The sequence below is a fragment of the Vreelandella sp. GE22 genome, from assembly GCF_968212445.1.
Genome location: NZ_OZ309110.1, coordinates 3,032,516 through 3,052,242 on the forward strand (window position 1 = coordinate 3,032,516; position 19,727 = coordinate 3,052,242).

Sequence of the window (19,727 nt, forward strand, 5' to 3'; positions counted from 1 at the left end):
AGGCACGCACAGCCTCCCACTAGCTGATCGCCAGCGGTTTGGCGAAGGTCATGAACTCGATTTTTAGCCAATGCCCCGTTTCAGGATGCGCGTAGCCCATGCCTACGCCAAACTGTTGCTGTACACCGTATTGAGTAACACCGCGTGCCTCGACTACCCAGGCCATGAGGGACTCCCAGGGCACAATGACTGTTTCTTTTGTTTCTTCTACTACGAAACAGACTTCGCGACGCTGGCGGTGAAAGCGAACGGGTGGCGTATTGCGTATGCTTTTAAGCGCTGTCCAGTGGCCTGAATACATTATTAAAAAAACTGCGCCTCCTCCCGCTAAACCTACCCATGTGCCAAATTTAAAAGTGTCTAACATAGAGGCTAGCGAAGCATTCGTTAACATTAACCAAGCCAGGCTTGGGCCGAACAACGCTGAGAACAAAAACAAAAAAAACGTTACTCCGGTCAGTAATTGCCAGCCAAAAACATCCATGTATCCACCACCTACATCCAGGCACGTCTCATTAAGGCTACTAATCGAACCATTTAAATCCAGTGCCTGATGACCAGTGGGCAACGGTTTGGGGGAAAGATAGGTAATAAGCCCCCCGGGGAGGGATTGGGTTTCTCCTGCCTGGTGAGGCTGATTAGTATCTGGCTGTGGCAGATCCGGTGCCTTTAAACTCATTGTTTATATCCTGATTTTCCGCCATGCCTTTATTTGTTCTGTCCTGGTCCAGCCAATCTCTTCATATCGCCTGCCTCGCGCCCAAACAAAAACGTGGGATAAGGGTCTCGACGAGGCGTTTCGGGCGTGATGTTAAAACGCTTTTCGATATCGCCCAACTCACTGAACGTCTCGCCGCGCTGATAAGCGGCGTGCAAGTGCTCGCTAAGTGTCTTAAGCGCCGCCGATGGCTGGGCCCACTGGGGTTCGGGTAAGGGTTTCGACCACTCGGCCAGCCAGTCATGGGGCACGGCTTTCGGCAGAATGTGTTTCATGCGGTATTCGGTGTACCAGTGGGCAAAGCGGGCGTGCTCCCACAGCCGTTTGCGCCGAAAGCGTCGCCAACGGGCGGGGTCATTGGTGCGTTCGCACTCGGCCTTTTCCCGGGCCACGTAGGCGTCGTACCACGCCACGCCCCACTCACGGGCGGCAGGTGTGATGGCCTCGGTACCTTCTTCCATAAAGCGGCGGATGTACTCCCACTGGGACAGCGCCCCCGGTAGCCCGCCCACGCTGACGATGATGCCCGCCCCCGGTAGCGTATAGCCGGGGCGCTCCGGGTCCGGGGGCAGCAGTGCAAAGTTCCAGCCAAAGCCGGTGATGGCCCCCGGCCCCAGGCTGGGGTTGAAACCACACACCGCCACCACGTCTTCCCAAGGCACCAGTATCGTACGGCGCTCGCGCTTGCAGAGTCGGCAGATAATGTCGTAAATCGCCGGATATATAAAGAGAAAGGCCATGGCCCCCATATGCAGTAGCGCTAACCCCACAGGAAAGTTTTCTCGGGCACCGCGCAGCCACTCGCCTATTTCAATGATGCCCATGCCCCCCGGAATGGTGGAGGCGGTCCCAACGATAGAAATCATCCAAAGATTGTAAGGAGCAGGCAGCCAGAAGCGACCCGGAGGATCGACCACAAAGGCCACTTCACGACGCTGGCGATTCAATCGAATAGGTGGCATGCGTTGTAATACTAAGTTAACCGTGACAATACCAGCGATAAATGTAAAAAGAGTTACGAAATACAGCCCCCCCCCCCATGCGGCTGCAAACTGAGGGTCAGGTGGAAATCCCCCTATGCCTACCCATACAACAAGGCAGAAAGCCATTATGGCTACGATACCGACGCTCAGCATATGGCCCGCCGTCATCATGCTATCCGGGCTGGCGCCCTGGCGAATATCCATAGTGGTTTCATCATGACGCACATCGATTTGCGCCACCTCCACGGCGTATTTACTATTCACAGGAAGCGGCAAGGGGCTCAGGCAGAATTGCTCGCCCCCGGCGCGGCTTTCCCGCTCCCCTGCGCGCATGGGGGGCAGCGTAGAGCGAATATTCGTCTTGAACATAGTGACCTTATGCGGTGATACCTTGGCGTCGATAAGCGTCGGCGAACACCATTTCAATCGGCAAGGCCGGGTCTTGCTCGCGAATACGCTTGACCTCTTTGGACAATCTTACCAACTCATCGCCTGGTTTGACCCAATGTTCTTCGCCAAGGGGTTGTGACCACCGTGTCATTTTGGTTGGCAATATATTGGGCCGCGTTTTTATTAACCGCTTGTTTTCCCTTTCGGTTAAATATCCCGGTAAGTTCCATAGCTGAATGATGTCAATAAGATACCAGCCGCACCAATACAACCAGCCGATTTCACCGTCAGCTCGGCGCTGATTAATACGGCGGCGAGCATTGCGCAGGGTATGCACGCCTTCCCAGGGCGGGTCGTTCTCGCCCTTGATGATATTGGGGTCCTGAACGTCAGCCAATGAGTTGACCTCGTATTCCATATAGGCACGGATTGCTTCCCAGTGGCTAATGGCCAAGGGTTTCGCAAAGGTCATGAATTCGAGTTTTAGCCATTGGCCAGTCTCGGGGTGCGCATAGCCAAATCCCATGCCGAACTGCTGCTGAACGCCGTACTGGGTAACGCCCCGGGCTTCTACCACCCACGCCATCAGAGATTCCCAGGGAACGACCATTGTTTTTCGTGTGCCTTCTAATACAAAACACACCTCGCGGCGTTGACGATGAAAACGCACCGGGGGAGTATGCCGCAAACGGCTAAGGGCAATACAGTGCCCTAGATACATCAGTAGAAAAACAGCCCCCCCACCCGTAACACCTACCCCAAAACCAAATTTGGCTAGTCCTAAAATAAAATCAAACGGTACATCAGGCATCATCAACCAGGCTAAACTGGGCCCAAACAATGCTGAAAATACAAACAAACCAAAGTTCACGCCGGTAAGTAGCTGCCAGCCAAAAGCGTCGGAGTACCCCCCACCAACATCCAACCATGCCTCGTTGAGGGCGCTGATTGTGCCGTTTAGGTCCAGCGCTTGATGACCAGTGGGCAAAGGCTTGGGGGAAAGATAGGTAATACGCCCCCCAGGGAGGGATTGGGTCTCTCCTGCCTGATGAGGCTGATGAGTATCTGGCTGTGGCAGATCCGGTGCCTTTAAACTCATTGTTTATATCCTGATTTTCCGCCATGCCTTTATTTGTTCTGTCCTGGTCCAGCCAAGCTCTTCATACCGCCTGCCTCACGCCCGAAAGGAAACGTGGGATAAGACGTTTTCCGCGGCGCTTCAGACGTTATGCCAAAGCGTTTTTCGATATCGCCCATCGTGCTGAACGTTTCGCCACGCCGGTAGGCGGCGCGTACGATGGTGCTGAGCTGGACCTGAGACGCCGAGGGGGTCGCCCGCTCTTCGGGCGGCAGGGGTTTGGACCATTCGGCAAGCCAGCCCCTGGGTACCGCCTGGGGCAGAATATGCTGCTCGCGATAGTCGGCATACCAGTGCGCAAAGCGGGCGAACTCCCACCGCTTGCCGCGCCGAAAACGTCGCCACTTTTTCGGCTCGTTGGTACGCTCGAAATATGCCTTGGCCTGCGTCATCTCGTCGTTGTATTTTTCCGTCCAGGATTTGTCACTTCGGGCAGAGATGGAGCTGGGACCTTCTTCCATAAAGCAACGTATATATTCCCACTGCGCCAACGCCCCCGGATAGCCGCCTACCCCGCACGAGATCCCGCCGCCGGGCAGCGCATAGCCCGGGCGCTCGGGGTCAGGGGCCAAAAGCTCAAACTCCCAGCCAACGCCGGAGATGCCATAGGGCGATAGGTGTTGGCTGACCCCTGCCAGCGCCACCACGTCTTCCCAGGGAACGATGACCGTACGACGCTCGCGTTTGCAAAAGCGCGATACCGTGTCGTAAATAAAAGGGTAAACGAACATTAACGCGACTGTCGTTATATGGATTAGCACAAACCCGATAGGAAAGTGCTCGGTTCTGCCGTAAAACCAGTCATGAATCTCAAAAAGGGCTACGCCCACGCTGAAGGCGGAAATGGTCGTAACCACGGACCACCACACCAAACTTTCCGGTGCTGGCATCCAAAAACGCCCCCTGGGCGCTACGACAAATGCCACCTCTCGGTGGTGGCGGTTCAAGCGTACCGGCGGCGTTCTTCTAAGGGCGGTATTCATAAAAGGGATGGCAAAGTTGCCCACGATCAAAAGACCCCAATATGGAAGCAAAAATATAAATAAAAACATCGTTATATAGCCCCCCCCCTCATCGCAGCAATCCATAACAACAACAGAGATACGAAAATCAAAATAATGCCTCCACCTGTCACACAGGTCCCAGCCATCATGCTTGCTTCTGGGTTTGCACCCGCGCGAAGATCCATCACGGCATCGTCGTAGTACACATCGACTTTCGTTACGTCGTGGGCAAGCTCACTATCCGTGGGCAGGGGGAGCGGGCTCAGGCAATACTGCACGCTGCCGCCTTGTCTTGCCCACTGGCCCGCGCGCAGCGGCGCGGGGCTGGTTGATTTATGTGGTTTCAATCAGGGTCTCCTGAGAATGAGAAGAAGGCTTCCTGAGCCATTGATAGCTCGTCATCACCTTATGGCGGCCTACTACCGGCGAATATTGCGGCGATACTTCTCTTCCTGGATCTGCTTCACCTCAGCTTCACTCATATCCCGCCAGTAGCGAGGGTTGCGGCCCTTGCGCTCATCCACTTCCGCGGTTTTAGGATCGTTGGGTCGATGAATTTCCAGCGCGGGCACATCCGGCAAAGGCTGGGAGACATCCATATAGCGCTGGATAAACTGCCACGCGGCAATCATTTCGCCACGCATATTGCCGGGTGGAAATTGCGCATCCAGCTTCTGGCGAACGCCCGTCCCGGGGTGGAAAAGCTGCAGTGAATAGGTCGAACTGCCTTGGGTATCCGGTGAGCTGGTAAGATAGGCATCAAACTCGTAGAACGGTGCCGACACGCGCTCTTCCCAGGCTTTTTTGGGGTTATAGACCGTAAACAGGCCCGTTTGGCGATTGAGCTGCCAGAGGGGAGCCTTGCGCATATGGTATAAAAATCGGGGGAACTTTCTTTCAATCAGACGCGTACTCTTCCAAACAAATAGACCAACGAGAGCTGTAGAAATACAAATAACACCCATGTCAAACATACTAGCTAAAGTATCTTGCCAACTCCAATCCCCGAAAATAAAAAACGAAAAAAAAAGCAGACAGAATAAAGAATAAAGGCCAAGGAAACAATAAGCACATAACTTACCGAAAGCCATCGCAACAAAAAAAACCTGTGAAATAAAGCTGTAATTAGGCGGCATCATAGATTCGTGATCATAAACGACACGCATCACGTCAAAAACACTATCTTCATACTTGACACGCTTGGCTCTCTGTTCCTCCCAGTTTTTCGATGCTATAATATTTATGCACCCATACTCCTCACTATTAGCATTATCTTGCGTACGCTTGTACCAGCTAAGTGGTATTCCGATCATATGCGCACGGTCGACTTTTTTCTGGTCCCACTCAAGACGCTTTTTGGGATTATAAGCATTATAGGCATAAGCATCACCACTACCCTCAGAGTTAGACATACGTCGACTCCGTTTTCCAGAAACCTTTATTCAGAGACTCTCTATTAAACACGTTATTCAAATACCTCGGCATTTCATCCAATGGTTCAGGGGCCGGGTAGAACTCGTCAACCTCAAACGGCACATGCACGCTTTTACGAAACTGGATACTCACCTCCAGTCTATAACGAATGAAATCAAGGCTACTTGGGTGACTCTCTGGAGTTTGTATATAATATTTTATTTCATTAGCGGATAACCGGGTCAGCGTGGGGATAACATTTACGGGGCGCGTATTACTCCCGAGATCCGCATCACTCACTTGAGATTCGAACAGGCCTATTACTGTCACATCCTGCAATTCACTCCCCATGCCTGGCAGGGCGCTTTGCACCTCGATGACGGTGTTGACACTACTTGCTTGGAGCTGCCTCTGCCAAAGTTCACCCATTAAAATTGATGATGGATTGGGTCTGTTATGGGTCACAGCTACATTAGCACGTAAAGCAGCTTGCTCTTGTGTGGTAAGGCGACGTGCGGTGATAGAAATATTGGCCAGCAAACTTTGAAGCCGATAGTAAGCCTCTTCAGGCTCCAGCAGCCAAGGCGCTGCCCCACGCTGCATGCCAAAGGGCTCGTTTTTGAGCCACTGCACAAAGGGGCCATCCGTTAATAGAGTGCCTATCACGGCACCACCTACCAGCAGAGCAAGCCCACCCCAGCCCACCGGGCTGGAAAAAGCAAGCACAGTAAGTACGGCGCCTACCGCGGCAAAACCAAACGCGATGGCGGCATCATTATCGCCACGTTGATGACGCTCAATTGCCTCCAGAAACGTTGTTACTGCGGCGAGCACACCAGCTCCTTTGGAAACCACTCTAGTCACTCGAACCAGTTTGGGGAAAAATCACGTTATCATATTAGTTTGACCATACTAACCTGAATCTATCGCCAGGCGCCCAAAATCCCTCTCGGCCGATCTCCGAGATACTAGCAGTATCCCCCGCTAGAGAAGCAGGAAAGGAGATTTTTAGCCACTAGCCATATGGAGTCTAGGCGAATACCGGCGCTGGCCCTGCTTTTTCTAACACATTCTCCAAAATGCTGCAGTGGCTCCATGAAGTGGTTTTTTAAAAAACGGCACGGCCGGTAGGATAGGTTCGTATTGCATCGGCATCCAAATCAGCATCATCACAAATGAAACTTCTCTTCTACCACATCAACATCTGGCAATCTTTCTTTAAAGAATCTAAACACTTCTTGTCGTTCGCCCTCTTTGCAATATATTGCGTTCATTCCATTAGGAATAATTGTTCTTTTTTCAGGGTGATACCAAGGAGTATTCAAACCTATAATATTTCTATCAGGATAAAGATAGATTTTATTGGTGTCTTGCCAATAAAATGAATGATGTTTTCTACTATCCTGCTTTGTCTGTCGAGACCCCGCTGTCAAGGCCATCAGCCCTATCCCCAAGGGGCCAATACCCGCTACTATCAAGGCTGGCTCAAATAATGCTAGTACGCCTACCACAGGTAGCAAAATAATCGCGGACCACTTCAAGAATGCGCTAGCTGCAGCATCCTGCGGCTTCCAGGAATGCACCTCCACTAACGTTTCAGTAAAACGGTAAACAAAGATAGTAGTGTAATGGGTTACACTTAAGCCAAGTAAAAAGAAAGGTAGAAACATACCAAACCCTAGCAAAAAAGAGGCTAACAACGACTCAACGAATAAAGACATTACATACCCCCCTCCCGATGCCATAATCACGAACACCATTAACTCCAAGCTACTCTTGGAAATATCATAGTTTCGTGCTCTGACTTGCCAGCTCATTACGGCATTTTCATTCGTATACCTCCAGGGTATTTCGGCAATGAAGTCCTGCTTGGGCTGAATAAACCACATATAAGTATCCTTACTCTTCTGGTGTTAGGGGAACCGTCAGGGCAAAGTGGGCAGGTACGCTGATACCCCGCGCCTCCTCGCCATTGGGTTCGATGTCTTTTCCGATTGCGGAAGCATCAGACTTGTAAAAGGTGAAACGTAAGCGGTCTTCGCCTGGTGAGAGCAGCGTTTCGGTGTACTCTACTCCTCATGCCGAACCTCATTGTGGCAATAACTCGCGCCCAGACGGAAATGCGGGCAAGGGGATTACCACAGCGCTTCGTGCGTGATGCCAAAGAGCTTTTCTATATTACCCATCTCACTGCACGTTTAGCCACGCTCGCAAGTCACCGCTGACATCTCATCCTCTTATAGGCGTCTGTAAATACCTCTTCGATGGGCCGCTGTGGGTCGGCGTTACGAATCCGCCTGGCTTCTTCAGAGAGCCTTACCAACTCGGCGCTTGGCTTGGCCCACTGTTCTTCGGGCAGTGGTTTTGACCACTCCACCACCTCTGGAGGTAACGCTTTGGTACCTGATCGACGAACGAGCCTATTTGTCCATTCAGCCAAGTAACCTGGAAGTGTCCAGAAGGTGAGCAGGTGGTAGAGATACCAACCCAGAGTGTAGAACCAGCCAACCTCCCTGTTGCGACGACGCCGATGAAGACGACGGTGGGCATTACGGATGGTATGTGATCCTTCCCATGGAGGGTCACCTTCTTCTCGAATGGCAAGGGGGCTCTGAATCTCATCCAGGGAATTGACTTCATACTCCATATAGCTCCGCAAAGCCTCCCACTCTGCCAAGGCCAACGGCAAGCCAGGGGTCATAAATTCGGTTTTCACCCATTTATCAGTACCCGGCAGCACATAACCAATCCCCATACCGTACTGCTGTTGCACACCATACTGTGTAGCGCCACGAGTCTCGAAAATCCATACGCGAAGCGACTCCCAGGGGATGAAAACCGGCTTTTCATGGCCATCGCCGCTCTTCTTTTCCGGCACAAAACACACTTCGCGGCGCTGGCGGTGAAAGCGTGCAGGAATAGCTTTTTTCCTTATATGAAAATGCTTAACTGTTACAAAAATGCCTATTGCTGATATCAATAATACCACCAAGAAAGTGTTTCTAACTGCTTCATCTAAAAATGTTTGAAACGCACGTTCTGATATGAAGGAGTAAACAATTATTGGGAATAAAATCAGCATCATGAGTGACATTATTGATATGCCACTCAATAATAGTTGGTTGCCAAACACTCCGAACCAACCGTCACCATAGTCCAGCCAAGTGTCATTGAGATCGCTGATCGTACCTTCGTTTAATGCTGGCTCCCCGGTTGGAAGAGGCAAAGGCGCTAAAAAGGTAATGCTCCCGCCTGATAGACGCTCTACATTACCGGCTTGCTGTGGTTTAGTTGGATCTGGCCCCATAAGGCTCTTATGTTTTTTGGCCATTTAGGCTCCTGTTTACGGATTCATTACCATGGTGCTTGGATCAATAGCGTACCAGCCCCTTGGCTCAATCGGCGCGTTGACACTATTGGTTGGCTGGTAGTGTGATTCTGGCCCAGTCCCCAGGGAGGGGTTCAGATAGATTACTTGGGTATCATTGGCATTGGCTTGATATTGCCCGGCTTCATTCGAGCGTTCAAAACGTACGGCAACTGCATAGTGCTCTGGGGTAAACCTGTTTGGCCTCGAAGTGTCATGGTCGGTCAGCGTAAAGCGCGCGCCGGGCGTGAGCTCCGGAAAATCGCTTTCGGCGCTGTCTGTGGTGTTCTTGTCCCCTCAAGCAGAAAGAGGCGCTTCCTTGGCATAAACCTCGGCGAAGATGGCCGTAATTGGCCGGTTCGGCTGCCGAGCATGACGCTTTTTGACCTCGTTTGAGAGGCGCGTGAGTTCCTGGCTGGGCTTGGCCCATTGAGCTTCGGGCACGGGCTGCGACCATTCATCAAGACTGGCCGGGAGGCCCTGGCGCTCGGCCTTCTGGATAGTACGGATCTCCCATTCCGCCAAATAAAAAGGGATCGTCCAAAGGTCAATGATATGCCACAGGTACCACAGAGTAACCTTGAAAAGACCGATCTCACTCTCGCGGTAACGGCGGTGCAATCGGCGCCGGGCATTGTGGAACGTATGTACACCTTCATAGGGCGGGTCGCCAGGGCGATGCAAGCCGTGAGGATCTTGAATCTCTTCGCGGGTGTTGACCTCGTACTCCATAAAAGCCCGCACCGCTTCCCAAAGCCCCAATGCTAAGGGCATGCCGGGCTGTGATAATTCCAGGAAGTGCTGCTGCCCGGTTTCAGGCTCGATAAAGCCTATCCCCAGGCCATACTGGCGCTGTACACCGTATTGCGTTGCCCCCTGCGCTTGCGTCCCCAGGCCGCCACGTTTTCCCAGGGTACAATGATGGGTGGCTTGCCATCCCCCGGCGCGAAGGCGACCTCGCGGCGTTGGCGGTGAAAGCGTGTGGGCACAGCTTCCCGGAACTTATAGTGATAATGGGCTTTAATGAACAAGGCTAATATTAATATCAAGAAACAGATTACTGAAGCCTGAGCAAATACTTCATTAAAAAGCCCGGCAATACCTGCGTAAAAAAGCTCGATATCCTTTCCAATAAACCACATTAGCCCTCCCCCAAGCACTGGAATAAGAAAAACCAGCATCAAAAAGCCTATAAAGGGTATACCTAACGTGAACTGCCAAGTGAATGGCGTAGGAAGGCTTTCCCCGAAATCCAAGCAGATATCATTTAATTCTCCAATCGCCTGATTGAAATCTAGAGGAGCTGCTCCTGTAGGCAAGGGAGTAGGCGACAGGTAGATAACCTTACCACCTGAAAATGACTCAACATCTCCAGCCCGGTGGGGCTGGAGCATATCCGGGCGCGGCGTTGGGTTTTGTTTGGCCGACATGGAAGTGCCTTAATCAAATCAAAAGAAGAGGGTCGATGTGTTGCCACGGGGCTTGTTGACCGCGAATAGCAACATCCGATGGCGTGTAATCTCCGCTGCCCTGAGGGCGATACATAAATATGGTAATCGTTGGCCTGATAATGGCCATCGTGGCCCAGCACTTCCAGCCGTACGGCAAAAACATTATGGGTGGGCCGCGCCGATATCGAATTCAGTGACTCAGGCCGAGGCAGGGCAAACGCGAGTGGCGCTTTATCCGCAAGGGACAAGCTTTCCACGATCTTATCGGTAGCCTTCACCCATTATTCAGACTGATAATCTTGCCCCTGATTTTCCGGCTGCACTTGGTAGACACCGATGGAAAGACGCACCGGCGCCCTTCTGACAGACGGTGCCGCAAGGTCTCCAAGGCGAATTGGCAAAGAGAGTTTAAAATCAACTGACTCTGGCCCACTAACTTGCCGCCGCCACCAGCTGTCAGCCTCTTCAATAGTGATACCCATTTTGGGTGCTTGAGCAATCTCCTGTAACCGTGATTGATACGCTTCAAATGGACGATCACTGACTTTAGAAGCACCTTGGCTCCAGGGGGTAGAGAGCAGCCACCCGTCATGTCGGCTAATACTGTAATAATTAGCAAGCCAGCTACCGCCCAGGTTCTGCTGCCGTTTTCAGGTACGGCTCGCTTTTCGAGCGTTGATAAGCGTTATAAAGCCGCATACTTTCGCCTTTGGCGGCTTGGGCAGCATCATCGAGCGAATAGGCAGGCATAGCCACCGTTAGGGCAAGGGCGGCCATGAGGCAATATAAAGTACGGTAAAGATAGCCCCTCATTAAAAGCCAAATTTAGCGGGGAAGTAAGAGAGCGGTGGCTCGTGGTTTAGCCATTGATTTCTTATATCATCAGCCTCTGCTCGCTGTGCGGCTGTTAGTGAGATTTCTGACATATCCAATAAGTCTTGAGCTTCACTTTTACCTGCCTCTTCAATCATCGCTTCCAGCATACCTACACCCGCCGCTTTATTATCTGCATTGCGACATATATCGTTATGGCCAGGATCCAAATAACACCATGAAAGCCGTAGACGCCCTTGTATATCGCCTGCCTGTGATGCTTTGATCAGCCATTCGTAGGCTTCATCCAAGCTACCCAACTGCTTTAACGTAAAAGCCAGATTCCTAATAGCAGGCCCATATCCCATTTCAGCCCCATGTCGAAACCAAACCTCAGCCGCTTCCAGGCGCTCCGTATCGTTGGTGTACCTGGTGCCACTTTCACCATCTCGAATTCTTCGCCCTAACCAGTCTTGAGCATAGACATTGTCTGCTTCGGCCGCTTCCAGCAGCCAGTGATTGGCGGCCTCCATGTCCTCTACGGCGTAGATGGAATAGAGCGCCATCATGGCGGCCGAGTCGCCGTCTTCGGCCTTGGGCAGGGTCGCATCAAGGGCCGCGTCTCGCCAGTCGTTGCCGTCCTCGGGGCAAATGCCGCCCAGTTTGCAGGCGCCCCCTGAGTCGAGACGCAACATGGCGTAGGGCTCGCCGCGCTGGGCGGCCTGGTAGTACCAGTCCATGGCCGCATTCGACAGGCCACCCATAGCAAGACGCCGATTGGCTTCGCCGAGGTAGTACATGGCTTCCACATCGCCTACTTCAGCGGCTTGCTCTAACAGGGGGATAGCAGACTTGGAGTGATGGATACCATAAAGCCGCATGCCTTCGTCCTTGGCGGCTTGGGTGTCTTCGCCGAGCGAATAGGCGGGCATCGCCGCCGTTAAGGCAACGGCGGCGGTGAGGTAACATAGAGTTCGATGGAAACGGTTAATCATTAAAAGCCAAACTTGTCGGGGAAATAGGAGAGCGGCGACTCCTGGTTAAGCCATTGAGCTTTTACGTCATTGGCTTCTTCTCTCTCTTCATCGGTGAGGGGTTCTGCCACATTATCCAGCAAATACTCTGCCTCAGACTTATTGATCTCTTCAACCATAGCTTCAAGAACACCTACGCCTATCGCCATATTCTGTTCATTCAAGCAAATCCCATCGAACTCAGGCTCAAGATAACACCAGGCAACCCCCATCCTTGCATCGACTACTCCCGTATCAGATGACCTTATCATCCATTCATAAGCCTCTTCCTCACGCCCTAATTGAACTAATACAGATGATAAATTGTTCATGGAAGGCCCATACCCCAACTCCGAAGCGCGACGAAACCAAACTTCAGCGGCTGTCCGACGATCGGTATCATTTTTGTATCTATCCTGGTCACCGAGGGTTCTTCGCGCTAACCAATCTAGCGCATAGACACTGTCTGCTTCAGCCGCTTCTAACAACCAATGATTGGCAGCGTCCATATCTTCTAACGTGGCATAGATAGAGTAGAGCGCCATCATGGCGTCAGCATCGCCGTCTTCGGCTTTGGGCAAGGTCGCTTCGAGCGCGGCTTCGCGCCAGTCGTCGCCGTTATCGGGGCAGACGTCGCCCAGCTTACAAGCGCCGCCTGAATTGAGGCGTAGCATGGCATAGGGCTCGCCGTGTTGGGCAGCTTGGTAGTACCAATCCAGCGCAGCCTGTGAAAGGCCTCGACTGAGTAATCGATTCGCTTCGCCCAAGTAATACATGGCTTCCATATCACCACTTTCAGCTGCTATCTCAAGTAGGGGCTGCATCTTTTCCCATTGATGAATGCCCCACAGCCGCATGCCTTCATCTTTAGCTGACTGGGCATCGTCGCCAAGCGAATAGGCGGGCATTGCCGCCGTCAGGGCAACGGCGGCGGTAAATGAACACAGAAATCGATAACGCGGCTTACTCATTAAAAACCAAACTTTCTGGGAAAATAGGAGAGCGGCGGCTCAAGGTCTAGCCAATCAGCGATCAAATGTTCGCCTTGTTCACGCTGCTCAGAAGCAACTCCGCCTCCATAAACTCTCAATAACCGCTCTGATGACGTTCCAGGCACTTCTTCATTCATAGCTCGTAAAATCGCCCACCCTTTTGCTGGATCGGGAGCTGGAGCTGAATGGCATAGGCTCATTTCATCACCTTCAGGCTCAATATTACAGACGCCCAACCAACCACGTCCGTTAATATGTCCAGCTTCAGAAGCCTGTATTAGCCACTCCCAAGATTCCTCGTTTTTTCCCAAGTGGTTCAAGACTACGGCCAAGTTGTTCATGGATGGGGCAAAGCCTGCTTCAGCTCCTCGTCGAAACCATCCTTCCGCCGCTTCTAGCCGCTCCGTGTCACTGTTATAGCCATCCTTATCGCTGCGGGCTAGCTCACCCAGCCAGTTCATGGAATTGGCGTCACCCGCCTCAGCCGCACGATGGAGCCAAGTGAGCGCCTCTTCTTCATCGGGCTCTTCAACGTAGTAATAAATATGATAGAGCGCGCCCATGGCTTCCGCGTCACCCGCTTCCGCCTTGGGCAGTGTGAGTTCGAGCGCCTCTTGGGGCCAGTCGTCGCCATTATCCGGGCAAACATCGCCCAGTTCGCAGGCACCACCGTCGAACAGGCGCAGCATGGCGTAGGGCTCGCCGTGTTGGGCAGCCTGGTAGTACCAGTCCAGTGCGGCGGTATTCATATTGCCCATTACTAATCGGCGATTGGCTTCACCCAGGTAATACATGGCCTCTGCATCACCTGCTTGTGCTGCTTGTTCTAAATGGGGAATAGCGGTTTTCGGCCTGCTAATACTATAGAGCCGCATGCCTTCATTTTTAGCAGACTGGGCATCGTCGCTAAGCGAATAGGCGGGTATTGCCGCCGTTAAGGCAACGGCGGCGGTAAGGCAATATAGAGGGCGATAAAGCGACTTTTCATTAATAACCATACTTGGGCGGAAAATAAGAAAGCGGCTCTTTATTTAGCCACTCATCTTTCATAGCTTCTCCTTCCTCACGCTGCTCGGGTGTAACATATTGACGATATAGTTCCCAATGGCCGGATGAAAAAGTATCAGGCACTTCCTCAGTAATAGCCGTTAAAATTGCCCACCCTTCTACTGGATTTGGGGAAGGAGCTGCATTACATAGTTCCCTTCCCTTAGAGTTAGGCATAATATTGCAATCAGCTAACCACTGTCGGCCATTCATATGTCCAGCATCAGAGGCTTTCTCTATCCACTCCCAAGCTTCGTCATAATGTTTTAGATTACGCAATATTGCTGATAGGTTACTCATGGCAGGCGGGTAACCCAATTCCGCTGCACGGCGGAACCAACCTTCCGCTGCCTCTAAGAGTTCAGTTTCGCTAGCGTAATTATCCTGATCGTCAATGGCTCGGCGGCCCAACCAATCTAGCGCATAGACACTGTCTGCTTCCGCAGCTTCTAACAACCAATGATTGGCGGCGTCCGCATCTTCCATCGTGGCATAGATGGAATAGAGCGCCATCATCGCGTCGGCATCGCCGTCTTCGGCCTTGGGCAAAGTCGCTTCGAGCGCCGCTTCGCGCCAGTCGTCGCCGTTATCGGGGCAGACGTCGCCCAATTTACAGGCGCCGCCCGAATTGAGGCGCAGCATGGCGTAGGGCTCGCCGTGCCGGGCGGCTTGGTAGTACCAGTCCATAGCTGCTCGGGACAGGCCTCGACTGAGTAATCGGTTTGCTTCACCCAGGTAGTACATGGCTTCCACGTCGCCTGCTTCAGCAGCAATTTTAAGCGGGGGTTGCATCGTTTCCCACTGATGGATGCCCCACAAACGCATGCCTTCTTCTTTAGCAGCCTGGGCATCTTCTTCCAGCGCCCAAACCTGTGCGCTAAAAGTTAAAAGGACACTCAACAGCGCTGTTTTACTTACCAACTTCAAACTTGAAATTCTCATTAGCATCTCTCTAAAAGTTCAGTAAAAATCAAGACTCTTGACTACAATCCACCGAACCCAACCTTTGAACATTAAGTTCATAAAGTTCTTTTTCCCTAAAGACTTGTGTACCTTGCAATTTTGACTCTCTTTGCATAAATACATTCAAGCGATTGAGCCCCACCTGGTAGGGAGTTATAGCCGCTTCATCATCTTCTGAATCGTGTGCTGGGGCTAAACTATTTGTTTCTCTACCCCATATCAACTCCCCCCCAACGGTCATGCGGGCCACCGCTTTCGTAAACAGGTATTGAGCCGGTTGGTCGGGCGTCGACGTCTGCGTATCAAAGCGGCAACTGCCGTACTGCCCGGTGGTCACGCCATCCACGATCCACTCCAGACATTTCGAGATGGCGATCTGCTGAACATCCTGTGCTTGTTCAGCGGATTTATCCTCACCTTCAGCCTTGAACGCTCGCGGCGTATTGGTGAGTACATGGAGTAGTGCACCTAATGCCTTAGGAGTTAATGCCTGAACCCAGCCAGACAATGTTTCTTGCCGAGGGTCATTAGCCAACGCATACGCTATCGGCCCGGCATTCTGCCCGCCGGTTAGCTCGGTAAATAAGTTATCGACCTGTTCCAGCCCCCGCGCGGCCAGTAATCCACCGGTCAACAGCAAGGTGGCATACAGGAAGCTCATCTTGCCCAGCGTGCTTTCGGCTTCCGGGGTAATCCACGTTGGCGTTTCGTACTGGTTATCCTTGTAGGCGCGGTACAGCATCGCCAGCCATAAATCGAGATAGGCGGGGTCCAGTTCGAAACGGATCTTGCTGCCCATGCCCGTCAGGGCAACCAGCTTGGCGGATATGCGCAGTACAAATTTGCCGCCCTCCCTGCCCAGCTTGAAGTCGGCATTGGCGCCCGCCCCGGCGCTGCCTTCGATTTCGAAGTTGGCTTTCGCCAGGCTGCGCCAGTCATCCAGTGAACGCTCGCGCTGCCCGCCCATTCCCAGCTCGTTCAGCGCTTGCCAGTGGGGCAATAGGTCTTTCAACTCCCTAGGGTCTGTACGAAAAGTCGGCCCGTAGGCATCGACGTATGCAAGCTACACATACCATCGCATAAAAGCTGCGGGCCAGCTTCTCTTGGCGAGTCGCTATACGGCGACACTCCTTGAGCCAACTAAACACGCGCTCCACGATATTTCTTTGGCGATATTTGGGTTTATCGAAACCGCGAGGGAGGCCCGGACGCGGTTTGCGTTTCATCTGCCGTTGAGCGATGACGGGTTTGATCCGAACGCGATCACAGTAACGGCGCAAGGCTTCGCTATCGTAACCCTTGTCAGCCACGATATAGCGACAACGTTTGCGTGGCCGGCCGCGCTTTCCCGACAACCGGACTTTCTCCAGAGTGGGCAGGAAGTAGCGCGTATCCGCCTCCTGCCCTGCAGAAAGAGTGAAGGCGATGGGCCAGCCCAACCGATCACAAACCAGGTGGATCTTCGTCGTAATGCCGCCGCGACTTCGGCCTAACGCGTGATGTTCGGGTTCGTCGGATCCCCTTTTTTGCCTCCGCCAGCGGAGGCTCGGGTTGCACGAACGGCGGTTGAGTCGATCATCCACGTTTCCAGGTCTATCAAGCCATCTTCACGAAGCTGTAGCTGGAGACGCGATAAGACCGCCTCAAACGTACCGTCATCTCGCCACTGACGGAATCGGGCATAGACGGTGCTCCAGGGGCCATAGCGCTCAGGTAGATCGCGCCATTTGGCGCCAGAACAGAGCACCCAGAAGATACCATTGAGCATCTGCCGGTCGTCTTTTCTGGGCCTGCCCATGGTTTGACTCGGGGATACGATGTCTTTGATCAACTGCCATTGTTGCTCGTGGATTTCGTAGCGTCCTGACATATTGCACCGATGCTGGTTATGCATGGGTTACATTAGCAAAAATGACTTTTCATACAAAGCCTAGTCACTCGAACCAGTTTGGGGAAAAATCACGTTATCATATTAGTTTGACCATACTAACCTGAATCTATCGCCAGGCGCCCAAAATCCCTCTCGGCCGATCTCCGAGATACTAGCAGTATCCCCCGCTAGAGAAGCAGGAAAGGAGATTTTTAGCCAGTAGCCATATTGAGTCTAGGCGACTACCGGCGCTGGCCACGCTTTTTCTAACACATTCTCCAAAATGCTGCAGTGGCTCCATGAAGTAGTTTTTAAAAAACGGCACGGCCGGTAAGGTAGGTTCGTGTTGCATCAGCAACCAAATCAGCATCACCAAAGATGAAACTTCTCTTCTACCACCTCAACATTTGGCAATCTTTCTTTAAAGAATCTAAACACTTCTTGTCGTTCGCCCTCTTTGCAATATATTGCGTTCATTCCATTAGGAATAATTTTTCTTTTTTCAGGGTGATACCAAGGAGTATTCAAACCTATAATATATCTATCAGGATAAAGATAGATTTTATTGGTGTCTTGCCAATAAAATGAATGATGTTTTCTACTATCCTGCTTTGTCTGTCGAGACCCCGCTGTCAAGGCCATAAGCCCTATCCCCAAGGGGCCAATACCCGCTACTATCAAGGCTGGCTCAAATAATGCTAGTACGCCTACCACAGGTAGCAAAATAATCGCGGACCACTTCAAGAATGCGCTAGCTGCAGCATCCTGCGGCTTCCAAGAATGCACCTCCACTAACGTTTCAGTAAAACGGTAAACAAAGATAGTAGTGTAATGGGTTACACTTAAGCCAAGTAAAAAGAAAGGTAGAAACATACCAAATCCTAGCAAAAAAGAGGCTAACAACGACTCAACGAATAAAGACATTACATACCCCCCTCCCGATGCCATAATCACGAACACCATTAACTCCAAGCTACTCTTGGAAATATCATAGTTTCGTGCTCTGACTTGCCAGCTCACACCAGGCGAAGACCGCTTACGTTTCACCTTTTACAAGTCTGATGCTTCCGCAATCGGAAAAGACATCGAACCCAATGGCGAGGAAGCTCGAGGTATGAGCGGGCCTGCCCACTTTGCCCTGACGGTTCCCCTAACACCAGAAGAGTAAGGATACTTATATGTGGTTTATTCAGCCCAAGCAGGACTTCATTGCCGAAATACCCTGGAGGTATACGAATGAAAATGCCGTAATGTAGTGGTCAAGTAAAACTGGCCACCGCTTTATAGTTAACCCAGTACTTTTCCTCTGCCTGGTTCGGACTCATACCACCGTTATGCTGGTGAGGCCTAAGCTGGCTGTAATACCCGATTAAATAGTTCACGATATGATGCTGCCCCTGCAAGAATGATCGATAGCCATACGTTGGCACCCATTCAACCTTTAAGCTCCTGAAGAAACGCTCCATTGGCGCATTATCCCAGCAATTACCACGTCGACTCAGGCTTTGTTTTGCCTGGCATTTCCAGAGTGTCTGACGGAACTTACGGCTCGTGTAATGACTGCCCTGGTCGCTGTGGAACATAACCCCTTTTGGCCGCCCACGGCTCTCATAAGCCATTTCCAATGCGCTGCTGGTGAGTTCGCTATCGGGCGACAACGACATCGACCAGCCAATCGTTTTCCTGGCAAATAAGTCCATGACAACGGCTAGATAAGCCCAGCGTTTGCCAGTCCAGATATATGTGACGTCGCCACACCAAACGCGGTTGGGCGCCTCAACGTTAAACTGACGCGCTAAGTGGTTCGGTACCTCAACATGTTCATCACCTGTTTTCTTGTAGGTGTGCCCAGGCACTTGGCAACTAATCAGGCCAAGCTTTTCCATCAGGCGGCCAACGCGATAGCGACTTAACGGCACATCCTGCCTTGTCGCCATCTCTGCGATGCTGCGCGCCCCTGCAGAGCCTTCGCTCTCGCGAAATAGCTCTCTGACCTTGGCTATTTCCTTGGTCTTCGTGGCACACACAGGTCTTTGTGAACGTTGTCTCCAGTATTTAAAGCTGCTGCGATGCACGCCAAACACGTCACACAGTTTTTTTACCGGGTAGCTCGTCTTGAGTTTCTCGATTAGCGAGAAGTGTTCAGGGAGTCCGACATCAAGAGAGCGGTAGCCTTTTTTAGGATGTCTTTTTCCATCTCAATGTCACGGATGCGCTTTTCAAGCTCGCGAATCCTGAGCTGATCGGCTGTCATGGGCGTTGCTTTAGGGCTTTGGCCATCACGCTCCTGGCGTAACTGACGAACCCATTTATCCATGCTCGAATACCCCACATTCATGGCTTCAGCCGCTTCACGAACCGTGTAGTGTTGATCGACGACTAGCTGTGCTGCTTCGAGCCGGAATTCAGGGCTAAAGTTACGTTTTGGTCTTGTTGCCATGCTGCCACCTGGTGATGTCTTGGTGCATATTAGCACCTCTAATTAGGTGGCCAAATTTACTATGCCACTACAGTGAGAGCAGCGTTTCGGTGTACTCTACTCCTCATGCCGAACCTCATTGTGGC

19 protein-coding genes are annotated in these 19,727 nt (G+C 51.9%); all 19 read right to left on the reverse strand.

Annotated elements, in window-relative coordinates; all coding sequences use genetic code 11:
* Positions 1–19: 19 nt before the first annotated feature.
* Positions 20–679 (reverse strand): hypothetical protein, encoded by a 660-nt coding sequence (locus tag ACWHRL_RS14130; protein WP_447894160.1) that lies wholly within the window; start codon positions 677–679, stop codon positions 20–22.
* A gap of 29 nt (positions 680–708) precedes the next feature.
* The gene (locus tag ACWHRL_RS14135; protein WP_447894161.1) at positions 709–1,584 is read right to left on the reverse strand and encodes a hypothetical protein; all 876 of its coding nucleotides are present in this window, start codon (positions 1,582–1,584) and stop codon (positions 709–711) included.
* Between the two features lie 493 nt (positions 1,585–2,077).
* On the reverse strand, positions 2,078–3,190 hold the full coding sequence (locus ACWHRL_RS14140; RefSeq protein ID WP_447894162.1) for a hypothetical protein: 1,113 nt from the start codon (positions 3,188–3,190) through the stop codon (positions 2,078–2,080).
* A gap of 29 nt (positions 3,191–3,219) precedes the next feature.
* A complete protein-coding gene (locus tag ACWHRL_RS14145; protein WP_447894163.1) occupies positions 3,220–3,960 on the reverse strand; it encodes a hypothetical protein in 741 nt (246 codons plus the stop codon).
* Positions 3,961–4,283: 323 nt separating this feature from the next.
* Positions 4,284–4,580, reverse strand: a complete 297-nt coding sequence (locus tag ACWHRL_RS14150) for a hypothetical protein (RefSeq protein WP_447894164.1) — start codon at positions 4,578–4,580, stop codon at positions 4,284–4,286.
* 72 nt (positions 4,581–4,652) lie between these two features.
* Entirely contained in the window at positions 4,653–5,645 is a 993-nt protein-coding gene (locus tag ACWHRL_RS14155) for a hypothetical protein (RefSeq protein ID WP_447894165.1), read from the reverse strand.
* Positions 5,638–6,480: a hypothetical protein gene (locus tag ACWHRL_RS14160; RefSeq protein WP_447894166.1), complete on the reverse strand. Its 843-nt coding sequence runs from the start codon at positions 6,478–6,480 to the stop codon at positions 5,638–5,640. The genes ACWHRL_RS14155 and ACWHRL_RS14160 overlap by 8 nt, the downstream gene beginning before the upstream one ends.
* A gap of 335 nt (positions 6,481–6,815) precedes the next feature.
* Positions 6,816–7,535 carry a hypothetical protein gene (locus ACWHRL_RS14165; protein ID WP_447894167.1) on the reverse strand — a complete coding sequence of 240 codons (720 nt, stop codon included), beginning with the start codon at positions 7,533–7,535 and terminating at the stop codon, positions 6,816–6,818.
* Between the two features lie 326 nt (positions 7,536–7,861).
* The gene (locus ACWHRL_RS14170; RefSeq protein WP_447894168.1) at positions 7,862–8,977 is read right to left on the reverse strand and encodes a hypothetical protein; all 1,116 of its coding nucleotides are present in this window, start codon (positions 8,975–8,977) and stop codon (positions 7,862–7,864) included.
* Positions 8,978–9,310: 333 nt separating this feature from the next.
* Positions 9,311–9,745 carry a hypothetical protein gene (locus ACWHRL_RS14175; RefSeq protein ID WP_447894169.1) on the reverse strand — a complete coding sequence of 145 codons (435 nt, stop codon included), beginning with the start codon at positions 9,743–9,745 and terminating at the stop codon, positions 9,311–9,313.
* A gap of 98 nt (positions 9,746–9,843) precedes the next feature.
* Complete coding sequence (locus tag ACWHRL_RS14180) at positions 9,844–10,443, reverse strand: hypothetical protein (protein WP_447894170.1); 600 nt, start codon at positions 10,441–10,443, stop codon at positions 9,844–9,846.
* Between the two features lie 833 nt (positions 10,444–11,276).
* Positions 11,277–12,272, reverse strand: coding sequence for a tetratricopeptide repeat protein (locus ACWHRL_RS14185; protein ID WP_447894171.1), 996 nt, complete (start codon positions 12,270–12,272; stop codon positions 11,277–11,279).
* Positions 12,272–13,261 carry a tetratricopeptide repeat protein gene (locus ACWHRL_RS14190; RefSeq protein ID WP_447894172.1) on the reverse strand — a complete coding sequence of 330 codons (990 nt, stop codon included), beginning with the start codon at positions 13,259–13,261 and terminating at the stop codon, positions 12,272–12,274. The genes ACWHRL_RS14185 and ACWHRL_RS14190 overlap by 1 nt, the downstream gene beginning before the upstream one ends.
* The gene (locus tag ACWHRL_RS14195; protein WP_447894173.1) at positions 13,261–14,280 is read right to left on the reverse strand and encodes a tetratricopeptide repeat protein; all 1,020 of its coding nucleotides are present in this window, start codon (positions 14,278–14,280) and stop codon (positions 13,261–13,263) included. Before ACWHRL_RS14195 ends, ACWHRL_RS14190 begins: the two co-directional genes overlap by 1 nt.
* Entirely contained in the window at positions 14,270–15,271 is a 1,002-nt protein-coding gene (locus tag ACWHRL_RS14200; RefSeq protein WP_447894174.1) for a tetratricopeptide repeat protein, read from the reverse strand. Before ACWHRL_RS14200 ends, ACWHRL_RS14195 begins: the two co-directional genes overlap by 11 nt.
* A gap of 28 nt (positions 15,272–15,299) precedes the next feature.
* Entirely contained in the window at positions 15,300–16,259 is a 960-nt protein-coding gene (locus ACWHRL_RS14205; protein WP_447894175.1) for a hypothetical protein, read from the reverse strand.
* 49 nt (positions 16,260–16,308) lie between these two features.
* A protein-coding gene (locus ACWHRL_RS14210; RefSeq protein ID WP_447896183.1) for an IS5 family transposase occupies positions 16,309–17,162 on the reverse strand; the annotation gives its coding sequence in 2 pieces (ribosomal slippage) (positions 16,309–16,805 and positions 16,805–17,162; 855 coding nt in all).
* A gap of 369 nt (positions 17,163–17,531) precedes the next feature.
* Entirely contained in the window at positions 17,532–18,086 is a 555-nt protein-coding gene (locus tag ACWHRL_RS14215; RefSeq protein WP_447894176.1) for a hypothetical protein, read from the reverse strand.
* Between the two features lie 335 nt (positions 18,087–18,421).
* Positions 18,422–19,602 (reverse strand): IS3 family transposase gene (locus ACWHRL_RS14220; protein WP_447894177.1). Its coding sequence is split into 2 segments (ribosomal slippage): positions 18,422–19,335 and positions 19,335–19,602, totalling 1,182 coding nucleotides; the frame shifts between segments, so codons are not numbered across the junction.
* Positions 19,603–19,727: the final 125 nt, after the last annotated feature.

Coding starts and splice junctions, on each gene's coding strand:
- ACWHRL_RS14140 (WP_447894162.1), bottom strand. CDS start 3,190: ATGAGTTTAAAGGCACCGGATCTGCCACAGCCAGATACTCATCAGCCT.
- ACWHRL_RS14180 (WP_447894170.1), bottom strand. CDS start 10,443: ATGTCGGCCAAACAAAACCCAACGCCGCGCCCGGATATGCTCCAGCCC.
- ACWHRL_RS14175 (WP_447894169.1), bottom strand. CDS start 9,745: ATGGAGTACGAGGTCAACACCCGCGAAGAGATTCAAGATCCTCACGGC.
- ACWHRL_RS14190 (WP_447894172.1), bottom strand. CDS start 13,261: ATGAGTAAGCCGCGTTATCGATTTCTGTGTTCATTTACCGCCGCCGTT.
- ACWHRL_RS14155 (WP_447894165.1), bottom strand. CDS start 5,645: ATGTCTAACTCTGAGGGTAGTGGTGATGCTTATGCCTATAATGCTTAT.
- ACWHRL_RS14130 (WP_447894160.1), bottom strand. CDS start 679: ATGAGTTTAAAGGCACCGGATCTGCCACAGCCAGATACTAATCAGCCT.
- ACWHRL_RS14195 (WP_447894173.1), bottom strand. CDS start 14,280: ATGGTTATTAATGAAAAGTCGCTTTATCGCCCTCTATATTGCCTTACC.
- ACWHRL_RS14165 (WP_447894167.1), bottom strand. CDS start 7,535: ATGTGGTTTATTCAGCCCAAGCAGGACTTCATTGCCGAAATACCCTGG.
- ACWHRL_RS14185 (WP_447894171.1), bottom strand. CDS start 12,272: ATGATTAACCGTTTCCATCGAACTCTATGTTACCTCACCGCCGCCGTT.
- ACWHRL_RS14200 (WP_447894174.1), bottom strand. CDS start 15,271: ATGAGAATTTCAAGTTTGAAGTTGGTAAGTAAAACAGCGCTGTTGAGT.
- ACWHRL_RS14170 (WP_447894168.1), bottom strand. CDS start 8,977: ATGGCCAAAAAACATAAGAGCCTTATGGGGCCAGATCCAACTAAACCA.
- ACWHRL_RS14135 (WP_447894161.1), bottom strand. CDS start 1,584: ATGATTTCTATCGTTGGGACCGCCTCCACCATTCCGGGGGGCATGGGC.
- ACWHRL_RS14145 (WP_447894163.1), bottom strand. CDS start 3,960: ATGTTCGTTTACCCTTTTATTTACGACACGGTATCGCGCTTTTGCAAA.
- ACWHRL_RS14205 (WP_447894175.1), bottom strand. CDS start 16,259: ATGGGCGGGCAGCGCGAGCGTTCACTGGATGACTGGCGCAGCCTGGCG.
- ACWHRL_RS14215 (WP_447894176.1), bottom strand. CDS start 18,086: ATGTCTTTATTCGTTGAGTCGTTGTTAGCCTCTTTTTTGCTAGGATTT.